General features: G+C 72.1%; 14 protein-coding genes. 1 reads left to right on the forward strand and 13 read right to left on the reverse strand.

All coding sequences use genetic code 11. From position 1 onward, the window contains the following. Positions 1-38 precede the first annotated feature (38 nt). The gene (locus tag OG718_RS14340) at positions 39-602 is read right to left on the reverse strand and encodes a phage holin family protein (protein WP_143640960.1); all 564 of its coding nucleotides are present in this window, start codon (positions 600-602) and stop codon (positions 39-41) included. A gap of 138 nt (positions 603-740) precedes the next feature. Between OG718_RS14340 and OG718_RS14345 the strand changes: the two genes are divergently transcribed. Further along, the gene (locus OG718_RS14345; protein ID WP_143640961.1) at positions 741-1,094 is read left to right on the forward strand and encodes a VOC family protein; all 354 of its coding nucleotides are present in this window, start codon (positions 741-743) and stop codon (positions 1,092-1,094) included. 1 nt (position 1,095) lies between these two features. Here OG718_RS14345 and OG718_RS14350 read toward each other — a convergent pair whose 3' ends face one another. The 12 genes from OG718_RS14350 to OG718_RS14405 all read right to left on the reverse strand — a co-directional run bounded on the left by OG718_RS14350 (position 1,096) and on the right by OG718_RS14405 (position 14,677). Continuing rightward, complete coding sequence (locus OG718_RS14350; protein WP_328844306.1) at positions 1,096-3,081, reverse strand: DUF5107 domain-containing protein; 1,986 nt, start codon at positions 3,079-3,081, stop codon at positions 1,096-1,098. Between the two features lie 40 nt (positions 3,082-3,121). Continuing rightward, a complete protein-coding gene (locus OG718_RS14355) occupies positions 3,122-4,021 on the reverse strand; it encodes an arginase family protein (RefSeq protein WP_143641050.1) in 900 nt (299 codons plus the stop codon). A 5-nt stretch (positions 4,022-4,026) separates the two neighbouring features. Continuing rightward, positions 4,027-4,572, reverse strand: coding sequence for a GNAT family N-acetyltransferase (locus tag OG718_RS14360; RefSeq protein ID WP_328844307.1), 546 nt, complete (start codon positions 4,570-4,572; stop codon positions 4,027-4,029). Positions 4,573-4,593: 21 nt separating this feature from the next. Next, entirely contained in the window at positions 4,594-4,839 is a 246-nt protein-coding gene (locus tag OG718_RS14365; protein ID WP_143640964.1) for a DUF1049 domain-containing protein, read from the reverse strand. Positions 4,840-4,953: 114 nt separating this feature from the next. Continuing rightward, positions 4,954-5,877, reverse strand: a complete 924-nt coding sequence (locus OG718_RS14370; RefSeq protein WP_143640965.1) for a S66 peptidase family protein — start codon at positions 5,875-5,877, stop codon at positions 4,954-4,956. Continuing rightward, a complete protein-coding gene (locus tag OG718_RS14375; RefSeq protein ID WP_143640966.1) occupies positions 5,874-7,853 on the reverse strand; it encodes a prolyl oligopeptidase family serine peptidase in 1,980 nt (659 codons plus the stop codon). The genes OG718_RS14370 and OG718_RS14375 overlap by 4 nt, the downstream gene beginning before the upstream one ends. Before the next feature lie 6 nt (positions 7,854-7,859). Continuing rightward, positions 7,860-9,212 (reverse strand): M20/M25/M40 family metallo-hydrolase, encoded by a 1,353-nt coding sequence (locus tag OG718_RS14380; RefSeq protein ID WP_143640967.1) that lies wholly within the window; start codon positions 9,210-9,212, stop codon positions 7,860-7,862. Further along, positions 9,205-10,041 (reverse strand): M55 family metallopeptidase, encoded by an 837-nt coding sequence (locus tag OG718_RS14385; RefSeq protein ID WP_143640968.1) that lies wholly within the window; start codon positions 10,039-10,041, stop codon positions 9,205-9,207. The genes OG718_RS14380 and OG718_RS14385 overlap by 8 nt, the downstream gene beginning before the upstream one ends. A 46-nt stretch (positions 10,042-10,087) precedes the next feature. Further along, entirely contained in the window at positions 10,088-11,854 is a 1,767-nt protein-coding gene (locus tag OG718_RS14390) for an immune inhibitor A domain-containing protein (protein WP_143640969.1), read from the reverse strand. A 91-nt stretch (positions 11,855-11,945) separates the two neighbouring features. After that, positions 11,946-12,623, reverse strand: coding sequence for a GntR family transcriptional regulator (locus OG718_RS14395; RefSeq protein ID WP_143640970.1), 678 nt, complete (start codon positions 12,621-12,623; stop codon positions 11,946-11,948). Between the two features lie 87 nt (positions 12,624-12,710). Then, on the reverse strand, positions 12,711-13,712 hold the full coding sequence (locus OG718_RS14400; RefSeq protein ID WP_143640971.1) for a proline racemase family protein: 1,002 nt from the start codon (positions 13,710-13,712) through the stop codon (positions 12,711-12,713). Positions 13,713-13,771: 59 nt separating this feature from the next. Continuing rightward, the gene (locus tag OG718_RS14405) at positions 13,772-14,677 is read right to left on the reverse strand and encodes a dihydrodipicolinate synthase family protein (RefSeq protein WP_143640972.1); all 906 of its coding nucleotides are present in this window, start codon (positions 14,675-14,677) and stop codon (positions 13,772-13,774) included. Positions 14,678-14,711: the final 34 nt, after the last annotated feature.

Consider the following 14,711-nt stretch of genomic DNA (forward strand, 5'->3'; position numbering starts at 1 on the left):
CGACGGAGGAGCACCGGTTCGGTACGCCTCCGCGGGTTTCACCGGGCCGGGTGACGCGGCTCCTCGGGATCCGTCGCGCCCGGCATCGGGGGCGTGCCCGCACCGGAGGGTCCGGGCGCCGCGCTCACGCCGCCGGGAGCGGCGGGCGGAACGGACGGGGCAGGCGGGGCGGCCGGGGCGGAGGGCCCGGCGAGCCCGCCGGGCGGCGTTCCGGGAGCCGTGCTGCCTGCGGCCCTCGCACTCTGCTCCTCGGCGGTCTGTTCCGCGGCGGTCCGTCCCTCGGCGGCCTGCGTCGGCGCGGGCCGGGGGCTCGTCGGCCTCGCCGCGTTGCGCAGGGCGTAGGCCGCGGCTCCGAGCAGGACGGCGGTGATCAGCGCGGCCACCCAGTCGGGCAGCCCGAGCGCGAGGACGAGGCCGACGGTCAGCGCGAGGGCCGCGCCCGCGTACAGGGCGACGGCGCCGGACGCGGCGTACAGCGAGGCCGTGCGGCGCTGCCTGCGGGTCTGCTCCCGCAGTTCCTCGCGTATGGCGTCGCGGGCCACCTGCGCCAGTTCGTCGACCAGGTGTTTGTCCAGATGTTCCATGTGTTCGATGCGGTCCATGGCGGCCGGGTACCCGCGCCCCTTCGCCCGTAACGCCGGGCGCCTCCGGCTCCGTCGGCCCGGCAGGGCCCCGGACCGCGTCCCGGGATCCGTACGAAACGATCTCGTTCCCGGCCGGCCCCAACTAGGCTCGTCCGCATGGACATTCTGGGAGCCACGCTGCGCATCTGCGTCGACGACCTGGAGACCTCGGTCCCCTTCTACGAGAAGCTGGCGGGCGCTCCGGCGCTCCGCTTCGAGCGCGGCGGGGTCTCCGTCGCCGCCGTCGGCTGCTTCCTGTTGATGAGCGGACCGGAGTCGGAGCTGGAGGTGCTCCGCAAGGTCTCTGCGACCATCGCGGTGACGGACGTCGACGAAGCCCACCGGGTGCTCACCGACTCGGGCGCCCATGTCGTGGCGGGCCCGGTGGCGACACCGGGCGGCCGCAACCTGATCGCGATGCACCCGGACGGTTACATCTACGAGTACGCGGACCGTCGCGCGGCCGAGTAGGTCACCCGGCGCCGTCGGTGCCGGGCGGCCGCATCCGGAAGTCGTAGCGCTCCGGCAGGGGTTCGTCGGTGAGACGCGACCACGCCACGCCGATCGCCTCGGCGCCCTCACGCAGGTCGGCCACCTCGAAGCCCGCGTCGAAGACGGCGCGTGCCGCGTGCTTGTCGCCCTCGGCGAGCAGCAACTCCGCCTCGATCAGCCGGAACCGGCCGCGTGCGCGGGTCGCCGGGCGCAGCCGCTCCCACACGGAGCGCGCGTCCGCCGTCCGCCGCACCGCGAGGAGCGCGGCGATCGCCTCCCGCCCGAGCGCGGCAGTGGCGGCCGTCCAGGCCTCCCCGTCGTCGCGCCGCTCCCGGCACAGGTCGTCGAAGGCTTCCGCGTACCGGTCGGCGGCCCGTTCCCGGTTGCCCGCGTCCTGGTCGGCGACGGCGAGGCAGCGCAGCAACGGCCAGAGGGACGGGGCGAGTTCCAGGGCCCGCTCCCAGCTGCGCACGGCTTGTGCCCGGTCGCCCCCGTGCCACTGGGCCACGCCCAGGTGGTACTCGGTGAGCGGCTTCGCGGGTGCCGTCTCCAGCATGTCCCGCCAGTGCCGGGCGACGAGCGTCTCCCCGGGCGGTCCCACCCGGCGCGGCTCCGGGAAGGCCCCGGACCGGAGCAGCTCCGCCCAGGGCGTCTGCGCGTCCCCGAGCGTGTCCTCCTCGAAGGGCGTGCCGGGCAACTTGAGGTCGCCGCGCAGGACTTCGAGCGCGCCCCAGCCGGATCCGACGGCCAGCACCTCACCGGGTTCGGTGTCGGCCGACGCCCGCCAGTCCTCGTACGCCGTCTCGAACTCCCCACGTGGCAGGACCTGTTGGAGCCGTTCCTCGACTCCGGAGCGTGCCGCGGCCCAGTCGGTGCCGTGCACGGTCTCCGCGTCGGCCGTCAGCGGTCCGTACGCCTCCAGCCATGCCACCTCGCTCTCCGCGTCGAGGCGGAGGTGTTCCAGCTGGGTGCGGGCGAGCCCGGCCTGGATCTCGCAGTAGCCGCCGGTGCCGGGCTCGGTGAGCCACTCCTGCCAGCGCCTCCCTCCGGTGCCGGATCCCCACACGAAGAGCTTGCGCCCGCGCAGCACGTCGGTGGACGTCTGCACGAGCCCCTGTCCCGTCTCGTCCAGGGCGGCGATCCAGCGCCGCTGCCCGTCGGGCACCTCGTAGAAGTAGTCGGCCGGGTACTCGCCTCGCAGCGGGTAGGTCCGGTCGGCGCCCTCGCACACCGGAACCGGCACCCGGCGCAGTCGGCGCTCGTACCCGAAGTGCCAGGCCTCCTCGGCGGGCGCGAGCACCCTGCGCTCCTCGGGGACGGCGGTGTTGGACCACCAGTACAGCGGCGCGGCCTTCTCGTGCGGATTGCGGACGCGTACGCCGACGTACAGGAAGTCGGAGCCCTCCGGCAGCCACAGGTCGACCTGGAACGGCAGGTCGCGCAGCCGTTCCCACTCCCACAGGCGCAGCATCTCGCCGCCGTCGGGCGCGGTGACGCGGGCCGCGTGCAGGGGCGCGCAGGCGAGGGCCGAGTGGCCGGTGGCGCCGATGTTCCATTCGATGCCGCCGGAGAACCAGGCGCCGTTGAGGGCGAAGTCGGCGGGCTGCAACACCGGGTTGCGGTAGAGGAGTTCACGGTCGGACGGCTTGTGGAAGAGGGACACGACACGGCCGCCGTAGCCGGGCAGCACGGTCGCGCGCAGCCGGTCGTTCTCGATGACGAGCGCCTCGACCTCGCGGAGTTCCCGCGTTCTCCCGTACCCGTCGCGGACGCGTTCGGGCAGGAGGCTGCGCAGCGGCTCGTAGCCGATCTGGCGGGCCATGTCGCGTGGCAGGCCCTCGCGTTCCCGCTCGTCCACGTGGTGCGTCTCGTCGAGCGGACGCAACGGAGGAAGTGGGTTGCTGGGGCCCAACTCCGCGGCCGGCAGCGTCAGTACGTCACGTCGGATGGTCGTCACGTCGACCATGGAACAGCGTGGACGGCGAGCCGACCAGGGGCACTCCCGGTCAGGATTGCGCAAAGGCCGCGACGACGATGTCGGCGAGCAGGGCGCCGGCGGTCCCGTCCGGGTCCAGGTCGGGGTCGTAGATGGTGACGTTGAAGCCGGCGCAGTGCGGCGAGTTCACCAACGGCCGCAGCAGCGCGGTCAGTTCGTCGGGCAGGAGTCCGCCGGGGTCGGGGCTGTCGACGGCGGGCATCACGGACGGATCGAGCACATCGGCGTCGAGGTGCACCCAGAAGCCGTCCAGCTCCGGCACGTCGAAGGCCTGGGCGGTGGCCCGGGCCAGGGCGTCGGCGCCCCACTCGCGCACGTCGCCGACGGTCACCGTGGGGATCTTCAGTGCGGCGAGTTCGGCCCGGTCCTCCTCGAACTCGTCCCGGATCCCGAAGAACCGCACGTCCTCGTCCCGCAGATAGGGCTTCAGCCCCTCCAGGTCCGTGAGGTCGTCCTGCCCTCGCCCGGTCGCCAGGGCCACCTCCTCGCCGCCCGCCGCGCCGACCCTCTCGGAGTTGCCCGGGTGCCGGAAGTCGTGGGAGGCGTCCACCGCCACGAGCCCGTACCGGCCGATCCGCCGCAGCGCGAGCGAGGCGCCGAGCTGGATGGAACAGTCGCCGCCGAGCACGACGGGCAGTTCCCCGGCCCGTACGTGCCCTTCGATGCGGTCGGCGAGCGTGCGCGTGTAGGTGGCGATCGCGGCGGCGTTGAAGACACCGTCGCCCTCCTGCCAGTCGCCCCGGTCGTAGCGCGGCGGTACGACCACACCGCCCTCCAGGGCGTGCAGCCGCTGCACGATCCGCTGCTCGCGCAGGGCCCCGGCGAGCTTGTAGCAGCCGGGGACCGTACCCGGAGCCGGTGGGCGAAGGCCCAGGTTCGACGGGGCGTCCAGGACGACAAGGTTCCGGATGGGACTCATGTTCGAATCATATCGGCGGTGATGGCCCAGCGTTCATGGTCCCGCCAGGCCCCGTCGATGAAGAGGAAATCCGGCGAGAAGCCCTCAAGACGGAAGCCGCAGCGGCGGGCCAGGGCGATCGACGCGGCGTTGTCCGGCTGGACGTTGATCTCCAGCCGGTGCAGTCCGAGCCCGCCGAACGCGTACCGCACCACCAGGTCGAGTCCCTCCCCCATCAGTCCGCGCCCGGCCGCGTGCGCGAAGGCCCCGTAGCCGAGCGCCCCGCACTGGAAGGCGCCCTCCACGATGTTGTTGATGTTGATGAACCCGGCGATCCCTCCGCCGTCCCGCTCACAGACGAGGAACCCGGCCTTGGTCGGATCCTCGATCAGCCGTCCCGCGTACGAGGTGTAGGCGGCGGCATTGGCCGGCGGGAACAGCCAGGGCTGGTGCAGCGCCTTGCTCTCGCGCGCCCGGGCGATGAACTCGGCACTGTCCTCGTGGGTGTAGTGGCGTATCCCCACGCGGGAACCTTCGGCGAGGTATTCGGTAACGCCATGCATCCCGTTACGGTACGCGGCCGGTCAGCTTCGGCGCTTCATGAAGTACGCCCCGCACAGCGCGCCGATCACCGTCGTGCCGAGGAGTGCCATCCACAGGGGCATGGTGACCTCGGGGATCAGCAGGCGGATCTTGGTGGCGCGGGTGTTCTCGAAGATGAAGATCAGCGCGAGCACGGCGAGCGCGATGACGGACACCCGCCCGGGCGTCATCAGATTCCCGCCGCCTGCCTTGCCGCCACCGCTGCTCTCCGAGGTCTTCGGGCTCATGCGACCAGGATGGGCTCGGGGGCGGGGGTCACGCGCGGTGAGAGGTTCCTCCGGGTGAGGCGCGGGGCCACAGGGGTGACTCGGCCGTCATGGTCCTCGCGGCCGTCACCGGCGTCAGGCCAGCGCGGGCACGTCCAGTGTCAGCGTCCCCGCATCGGCGTCCAGCTCCGCCGGCACCCCGAAGGGGACCGTCAGCGCCCCCTCGCAGTGCCCGAAGCCGAACTCCTCGGCGATCGGCACCCCGAGCCCGCCGAGCCGGTCGAGGGCGAGGGCCCTGATCCGGTCGTACGGGTCGCACCGCTCCCAGGAGCCGAGCAGGACCCCGGTGATGCCGTCGAGCCAGCCGGCGCGCAGGAGTTGGGTGAGGTAGCGGTCCAGGCGGTAGGTCTCCTCGTGCACGTCCTCCAGGCAGAGGAGGCCGCCGCGTGCCGAGGGCCGGGCGTGGGGTGTGCCGAGGTCGGCGGCGAGCAGGCTGAGGCAGCCGCCGAGGAGGACGCCCCTGGCCCGCCCCGGCACCAGCGCCCGTCCGGACGAGATGAGAGTCCGCACTGACTCCGGTTCGAAGAGAGTCGCCCGCAGATGCTCCTGGGCGCGGGCGTTCTTGACGAAGTCGATGCCCGCGGCCATCGGCCCGTGCAGTGTCACGAGCCCCAGCCGCGTCGCGAAGGCCTCGTGCAGGGCCGTGATGTCGCTGAAGCCGAGGAACACCTTGGGGCCGGCGGCCCGCAGCGCGTCCCAGTCGAGCAGTTCGGCCATGCGCTGCACGCCGTAGCCGCCGCGGGCGCACAGCACGGCGTCCACGGCCGGGTCGCACCAGGCGGACTGGAGGTCGGCGGCCCGGTCGGCGTCGGTGCCCGCCAGATAGTCGAACGTGCCGTGCCGGTCGAGGACATGGGGCGCCACGACCGGGTCCAGGTCCCAGCCGCGCAGGATGTCGAGGCCCGCCTGCAGCCGCTCCTCGGGCACGGGACCGCTCGGCGCGACGACGGCGACACGGGCTCCGGGAGCCAGCCGCCGGGGTCGCACGAGTCCGATCACTTGGCGAGCTCCAGCGTGGGGACGCCTGGCGGGTTCAGGCCGAACACCTGGGCGTACAGAGAGAGTTCGGACTCAAGGGCCCGCACCATCGTGTCGGCCCGCCGGAAGCCGTGGCCCTCGCCCTCGAAGGCGATGTAAGCGTGCGGCAGCGGCCGGGCCCGCTCCTCCATCCTGGCCAGGAAACGCTCGCACTGCGCGGGCGGGCAGATGACGTCGTCGAGACCCTGGAGGAGCAGGAAGGGCACGGTGACGCGGTCGGCGTGCTCGGTGGGCGAGCGCTCGGCGTACCGTCCGGGGACCTCGGCGAGCGGTCCGACCAGGGTCTCCAAGTACTGGGACTCGAAGTCGTGGGTCTCGCCCGTGCCCCAGCCCGCCAGGTCGAGGATGGGGTAGAGGATGGTCCCGCAGGCGTACACATCAGTGCTCACCAGGGACGCGGCCGTGGTCCAGCCGCCCGCGCTGCCACCGCGGACGGCGAGCCGGTCGCGGTCGGCGGTGCCCTCCTCGGCGAGGGCGAGCGCGACGGCCGCGCAGTCCTCGACGTCCACGACACCCCACTGCTCGCGCAGCCGGTTGCGGTACTCACGGCCGTACCCGGTGGATCCGCCGTAGTTGACCTCGGCGACCCCGATGCCGCGCGAGGTGAAGTACGCGATCTGCAGGTCGAGGACGAGCGGGGCGCGACCGGTGGGGCCGCCGTGCGCCCAGACGACGTACGGCGGGAGTTCGTCGCCGGGGGCGACATGGCCGGGGTGGTGCGGCGGGTAGATGTGCGCGTGGATCTCTCGCCCGGCGGGCCCGCTGAACGTACGGATCTGCGGTTCCGGGTAGTAGGCGGGGTCCACCGGGTCGTCGTGCGGGGCACCGACGACCCGTGCCCGGCCGGTGCGGGCGTCCAGTTCGACGACCTCGTAGGCGCTGCGCGGGCTGGCCGCGACGGCGGCGACCCGGCTGCCGTCGGCGGCGAGTGTGGCCGCGTACTCGGTCCAGGGTCCGGCCGCGTCGACGACCTCGCCGGTCTCCGGGTCGAGGATGCCGAGCGCGGTGGCGCCCCGGCCGTGGACGACGGCGATGAGTCCGCTCTCCAGTGGCGCGAACCAGCGCCGCCCGACCGTCCACAGCGGCCCGGCGAACTCCTCCTCGCGGGTGCAGACGGCCTCGCCGTCGCGGTAGAGGTTCCACCAGCCGGATCGGTCGCTCGCGTACAGCAGGGTGCCGTCGGCGGACCAGTCGGCCTGGGCGATCGCCTCGTCCGGGCCGCCGGCCGCCCTCCGAGGGGCCCGCAGCGTGCCGTCGGGGCCGACGTCGGCCACCATCAGTTCGGTCCCGTCCCACGGCATCCGCGGGTGGTCCCAGCCCAGCCAGACCGCGCGCAGCCCGTCGGGCGAGATGCGCGGGCCGGTGACGAACCGGTGCTGTCCGTCGGTGAGTTCACGTACCGCGTCCTGGTCCCGCGCGGCAGAACCGTCCAGCGGGACCGCGGCGACGACCCGCCGCACGTCGGTCGGCCCGTCGCCGGTGAACTCCTCCAGCACGCACCAGACCTCGCCGAGTTCGAGATGCATCTGCGGGTCCACCCACCGCAGTCCGCCGCCCACCGGCGACACGGGTGTCAGGGGGCGTGGCTCCTTGTCGGGGCGGGCGGGCTCGTACGCGTACAGCCGCTGGTCGGCGAAGTTGACGAAGACCACCAGCGCGCCGTCCTCGCCGACCGCCCCGGCCCAGGGGTGTCCGCCGTACTCCATGACGCGGCTGCGCACGTTCCACGGAGCGGGCAGCACGGTCTCCTCGGTGCCGTCGGCGAGGCGGCGCACCAGGGCACGGCGGCCGCCCTCGGTGGGCCGGGGCTCGGTCCACCAGACCTCGTCGCCGACGAAGCCGACGAAGTCGGGGTGTCCGTCGCGCGCGGCGGCGAGCGACGCGTCGATGGGCGAGGGCCAGGAACCGTAGGCCAGGGTCTGCACGATGTCCCCCATTCTTCCCTAGGCCGTGCGCAGAAAGCGGTCGAGTACCCGGACGCCGAAGTGCAGCGCCTCGACGGGCACACGTTCGTCGACCCCGTGGAAGAGGGCCTGGTAGTCGAAGCCCGGCGGGAGCTTCAGCGGCGCGAATCCGTATCCGGTGATGCCGAGGCGCGAGAACTGCTTGGCGTCCGTACCGCCCGACATGCAGTACGGCACGACATGCCCCTCGGGCGCGAACTCCTCGACGGCGGCACGCATGTTGGCGTACGTCGTCGAGTCCACCGGCGCCTGCAGGGCCACCTCGCGGTGGTGGAACTCCCACTCCACGTCCGGACCGGTGAGCCGGTCAAGGGTCGCGCGGAACTCGTCCTCGGTGCCGGGCAGATAGCGTCCGTCCACGTGGGCGACGGCCTCCCCGGGAATCACGTTGACCTTGTAACCGGCGTTCAGCATGGTGGGGTTGGCGCTGTTGCGCACGGTGGACTCGACGAGCGAGGCCGCGGGACCGAGCTTGTGCAGCAGGGCGTCGACGTCGTTGAAGTCGGGCTCGATGCCGTACAGCGCGGCCATCTCGGTGAGCGCGGCGCGGACCGTCGGGGTGAGCCGTACGGGCCACTCGTGGGCGCCGATCCGCGCGATCGCCGCGGCGAGCCGGGTCACCGAGTTCTCCCGGTTCACCTTGGAGCCGTGGCCGGCCCGGCCGCGTGCGGTGAGCTTCAGCCAGCCGGTGCCGCGCTCGCCCGCCGCGACGGGGTACAGCTCGCGGCCGGAGCCGTCGTGGAAGGTGAAGGCACCGGACTCGCTGATGCCCTCGGTGCACCCCTCGAAGAGCCCCGGATGCTCGTCGGCGAGGAAGCCCGAGCCGTCCTCGGCGCTCGCCTCCTCGTCCGCGGTGAAGGCGATCACGATGTCACGCCGGGGGCGCACGCCCGCGCGGGCCCACTGCCGTACGACCGCGAGGATCATCGCGTCCATGTTCTTCATGTCGACCGCGCCCCGGCCCCAGACGACCCCGTCGCGGATCTCCCCGGAGAACGGATCCACGCTCCAGTCCTCCGCCTGCGCCGGTACGACGTCCAGGTGACCGTGGACGAGCAGCGCGTCGGCGGAGGGGTCGGTGCCTTCCAGGCGCGCGACGACGTTCGCACGCCCCTTCGTGCGCTCCAGGAGCGTCGGCTCCAGACCCGCCTCGGCGAGCAGCGCGGCCGCGTACTCGGCTGCCGGCCGCTCCTGGCAGTCACCGCCGCCGCGGTTCGTGGTGTCGATCCGGATGAGGTCGGAGGTGAACCGGACGACCTCGTCCAGGGCCTGCCCGTCGACCGAGCCCTCCCTGGCCGTGTGCTCGTCGGTCGCGCTCTTGTTGTCAGCCATAGGTCTCCTCCACGGCGGCCGAGACGATCGTGGTGACCGCCTTGAAGGTACGAATCCCCTCGTACATGGTCGGGCTGGTGTACGCGACCTTCCGCTCCCCGGTGCGCTCGACGCCCGGGACGACGGTGGCCGCCATCGCGAGGTGTTCGGCGTCGAACTCCAGGGCCACGGTGAACGGGCCGCCGTCCACGGGCTCGTGCCGCACCGCGAGCCGCGTGGCCTCCTTGGCGGCGGCGCGGATGTCCGACGCCGTACGCACCGGTGTGCGGCACACGGCCGCGTAGCGCGAGACATGGTCCTTGACGGCGACCTTCAGCGCCTCGGGGGCGTAACCGAGCGCGTCCTCGCAGGCCACGTCGTCGCCGGTGACGAGAACGACGGGGACGCCGTACTCGGCGACGACATGCGCGTTGAGCAGGCCCTCGCTGGCCCGTACGTCGTTGATCCAGACGCCGGTGATCGAGTTGGCGAGGTAGGTGTGGGCGAGGACGCCCTCCATGCCCGCGCCGGCGTGGTAACCGACGAACGCGATGCCGTCGACGTCGCCGTGCTGCACGCCCTCCACCATGGACAGCGACTTGTGCCGCCCGGTGAGCATCTGAGCCCGTTCGTCCAGCTGCTCCAGGAGCAGGTTGCGCATGGTCCAGTGGGCCTCGTTGATGAGGACCTCGTCGGCGCCGCCGTCGAGGAAGCCGAGGACGGCCGCGTTCACGTCCGAGGTGAACATCGACCGGCACCGCTCCCACTGCGGTGTGCCCGGCAGCACGTCGGCCGGCCAGGTCACCCCGGTGGCGCCCTCCATGTCGGCGCTGATGAGGATCTTTGCCATGTTCCAGTTGTATCGCAGTCGGGAGGAGCCCCACAGGGGAGGGCGGTCAGCCGGACGAACCGACCGAAACCTTCACTCGGCCGTCGGGGTACTCCTCGTCCACGGTGATCGTGGTGCCGTCGGGTCCCGCGAGGACCGGGACGCCCGGCCGGGACCGGATCGTCGTCTCCACGCCGTTCTGGTGGAAGGTGAGCGCGGCCGTGGGCCGGCGGCCGAAGGGAGCGTCGTACGTCTGGAGGCGGCTCCGGACGACGGCCCCGGTGGTGTCCAGGGCGGGCTGGGCGTGTGCGTCGACGGGCAGGATCTGGCCGTGGCCGCCGTTGGCCTTGGTCCTGTTGTCCCGGTACTTGGTGTTCCAGAACCAGATCAGCGTGCCGCTCTCGTAGTGCAGCCGTTCCTTGAGCTTGGGCAGTGTGGAGCGCCAACCCAGCTGGAACGGGCCGGACTTGAGGTAGCTGTCCTCGCCGACGTACTGCCGGTTCTCGACGACGTAGTAGCGCGCGTTGCCGTCCGCGTCGGCGGGGAGCTTCACCAGGAGGGCTTCCTTGCCCTGTGTCGCGGAGTCGACCGACAGCGGGTTCAGGACGACGGTCGAGGGGGTGCCGGCCTTCGCCGTCGCGTGGTCGAGCCAGCCGAGCCGCATCTTGGCCCAGGCGCCCAGGTCGGCGGGATGGGCGGACAGTTCGGCCTCGTCCGAGAGCAGTGAGCCGTGTGACATGACCGACCAGAAGCCGGTCGAGTTCTCACCGCCGGAGGTGTCGTACAGATCGGGCAGACCCAGGTCGTGGCCGTACTCGTGGGCCAGCGTGCCAAGTCCCCTGTTCTCGTTGGTCATCGTGTAGTCGTTGACCCAGATTCCGGAGTCGCCGACCTGGCTGCCGCCGTCCCGGTTCCCGTTGGCGGGGCCCAACTTGCCCGCGCCCGCCTGGAGATAGCTGACGGAGCCGCGGTGGGAGCCGATGGCATCGGTGCCGTTGACACCGCCACCGTTGGCCTGCGACTCCCCCGCGAACGTGACCATCACGCGGTCGAGATAGCCGTCGGGTTCGTTGAAGATCCCGTCCCGGTCGTGGTCGTTGCGGTCCCATGTGTCGTACGTGGCAAGGTATTTGGCCAACGAGGCGGCGGTCCGGCCCGTCGCGCGCTGGTCCTCGTACCACTTGTCGAGGCCGTCGGTGACGAGCTGCTCGTTGCAGTAGTACGTCGAGATGGCGACGCCGTTCTTCCGGCAGGCGTCGGTGCCGTAGTGCGCGAGGGGGCGGTCGACGCGGGTCCAGTCGTGGACGGTGCCGGTGATCGAGTAGACGCCGCTCGACTGGCGTCGGAAGTACGACCTGAGGGTGTCGCCCGCGGTCTCGTCCGCCGTGCCGAAGATCTGCCGCTGGTAGTAGGCCCGGCTGTAGTCCCGGGTCCACACCGTGGCGTTGTCGGTGGCGCGGTCGGGCTCGGGGATCCGGTTGTGCGTGTAGTCGCTGAACTCCACCGGGAGCACGAAGATCCGGTCCGTGGTGCGGGCCGTCTCCGCGTACGAGCCCTGTCGGTACTCGATGCGCTGCGAGGAGCCGCGCGTCTCGGGCGTCGCCTGTCCGGCGGCGACCTTGGCGACGGCCAGGGCCCGGGCACGCTGGGTCCGTTCACCCCTCTCGCTCAGCAGGTCGTGGCCGGGGGCCTCGGCGGCGGCCCCGGTCTCGGCGGAGGTGACCGCGGCGGAGGCACCCTGGGCGTGGACGGCCGGCGCGGCGACGGCGGCGGCAGCGATGGCGGCGACCAGGGATCGGCGGAGGAGCGGAGACCTGCGGATGCGCTTGCTCAACGTGCGTCCTTCTCGCGGCTGCCGGGGCGCACTCAGGAGAGCACGGAGGTGCGGATGAGGCGGGTTGCCCGGCAGCGTGTCGCCGCCGAGGTCACTCGGCCGCCCACAACCCCCGTACGTGTCCGAGGTGACGGGTCATGACGGCCCGTACCGCCTCCTCGTCGCGGGCGATGAGCGCGTCGAGGATGTCCAGGTGCTCCGCGGCGGAGGCCTCCAGGCGGCCCGCCTTCACCAGCGCGTGCAGGCCGTAGAGGCGTGAGCGCTTGCGGAGGCCGCGGACCACCTCGACCAGGTGTTCGTTGCCCGCGAGGGCGAGGAGGCCGAGGTGGAAGCGCATGTCCGCCTCGACGTGTGCGATGAGGTCACCGGTCGCGGCCGCGGTGACGCTCTCCTGGGCGGCCGGGCGCAGTGCCTCCAGGGCGGCGGGATCGGCGGTGGCTGCGAGCGACACGGTCGTGGGGATCTCGATGAGCGAGCGGATGTGCGTGTACTCGTCGAGCTGCTTCTCGGAGACTGCGGTGACGCGGAACCCCTTGTTCGGCACGGTGTCGACCAGGCCCTCCTTGGCGAGGTCGAGCATGGCCTCGCGGACAGGTGTGGCCGAGACACCGAAGCGGGCGGCGAGGGCCGGTGCGGAGTAGACCTCGCCCGGACGCAGTTCCCCGGCGATGAGCGCGGCCCGCAGCGCGTCCGCGACACGCTCGCGGTAGCTGGGCTTCTTGCCGCCCAGCGAGGGCAGGGCGGGGGCGCTGGCGCGCTGGGCGGGCATCCGGGGGTCTCCTTGGAGCGGGCGGTGCGTGAGGTGAAGCGGGCGGTACGTGTGGTCGGGCGGGGGTTGTGTGCGGTTCCGAGGCCTTCAGAGGACGAAGCCCGCCGGGAACGGGTCGCTGGGGTCGAGCAGATACTGGGCGGTGCCGGTCACCCAGGCACGCCCGGTGAAGCTTGGCAGGACCGCCGGGATCCCGGCGACCTCGGTGGTGTCGAGGAGCCGGCCGGTGAAGTGGGTGCCGATGAAGGACTCGTTCACGAACTCGGTGTTCAGGGGGAGTTCGCCCCGCGCGTGCAACTGCGCCATGCGCGCGGAGGTGCCCGTACCGCAGGGCGAGCGGTCGAACCAGCCGGGGTGGATGGCCATCGCGTGCCGCGAGTGCCGGGCCGTCGAGCCCGGGGCGGTGAGCTGCACATGGTGACAGCCTCGGATGGACGGATCCTCTGGGTGGACCGGCTCGCCCTCGGCGTCGATGGCGTCCATCAGCGAGAGCCCGGCCGCGAGAATGTCGTCCTTGCGGGCCCGGTCGAAGGGCAGCCCGAACTGGTCCAGCGGCAGGATCGCGTAGAAGTTGCCGCCGTACGCCAGGTCGTAGGTCACCGTCCGCCCGTCGGCAAGCCGGATCTTGCGGTCCAGGGCGACGGAGAAGGACGGCACGTTGTTGAGCGTGACCGCCTTGGCTGCGCCGTCCTCCACCGCCACCTCGGCGACGACGAGCCCGGCCGGGGTGTCGAGGCGGATGGTGGTCACCGGCTCGACGACCTCGACCATGCCGGTCTCCACGAGGACGGTCGCCACCCCGATGGTCCCGTGCCCGCACATCGGGAGATAGCCCGACACCTCGATATAGATGACGCCGTAGTCGCAGTCGGGACGGGTCGGCGGTTGCAGGATCGCACCGCTCATCGCCGAGTGACCGCGCGGCTCGTTCATCAGCAACTGCTTGACGTCGTCGCGGTTTTCACGGAAGTACAGCCGCCGCTCGTTCATGGTCGCGCCCGGGACCGTGCCGATGCCTCCGGTGATCACACGGGTCGGCATGCCCTCGGTGTGCGAGTCGACGGCGTGCAGGACGAGTTTGCTGCGCATGGGGCTCCCTGAGGTGAGGTCTCCTGCGAGTTCGCGATCGCCGGTGTGGTGGGACGGGCTCAGGCGAGCCCGGCGGCGACGGCCCGTTCGGTGGCCTCGCGCACAGCCCGCTCCTGCTCGGGAAGGAGCGGCACACGCGGCGCCCGTACCGGACCGCCGTGCCGCCCCACGATGTCCATCGACAACTTGATGGCCTGCACGAACTCGGTCTTCGAGTCCCAGCGCAGCAAGGGGTGCAGCTGACGGTAGAGCTTGCCCGCGGTCTCCAGGTCTCCCGCGACGGCGGCGCGGTACAGCGCGACGGAGGCGGAGGGCAGCGCGTTCGGGTAGCCGGCCACCCAGCCCTTGGCCCCCGCGACCGCCAGTTCCAGCAGCACGTCGTCGGCGCCGATCAACAGGTCCAGTTCCGGGGCGAGTTCGGCGATGCTGTAGGCACGGCGAACATCGCCGGAGAACTCCTTGACCCCGTGGATGTACCCCTCGCCGTGCAGCTTCGCGAGCAGCTCGGGCACGAGGTCGACCTTGGTGTCGATGGGGTTGTTGTACGCGACGATCGGCACGCCCGCCTTGGCCACCTCCGCGTAGTGGGCGAGGACCGAGCGCTCGTCGGCACGGTAGGCGTTCGGGGGCAGCAGCATCACGGAGGCGCAGCCCGCGTCGCGTGCCTGCTCGGCCCAGCGGCGGGACTCGGCGGACCCGTACGCGGCCACGCCCGGCATCACGCGCCGCCCGCCGATCGCGGCAACCGCGGTCTCGACGACCTTGGCCCGCTCCTCCGGGGTGAGCACCTGGTACTCGCCGAGCGAGCCGTTCGGCACGACCCCGTCGCAGCCGTTCTCGACGAGCCACGTGCAGTGCTCCGCGTACTTGTCGAGGTTGACGGAGAGGTCGTCGTTCAGCGGGAGGGCGGTGGCGACGAGGACGCCGCGCCAGGGGCGGTCGCCGGTGAGGTCGTTGTCAGTCATGAGGGGTCCCATCCGGTTTCGGTAGAGGGTGACG

The sequence above is a fragment of the Streptomyces sp. NBC_00258 genome (assembly GCF_036182465.1).
GTDB lineage: Bacteria > Actinomycetota > Actinomycetes > Streptomycetales > Streptomycetaceae > Streptomyces.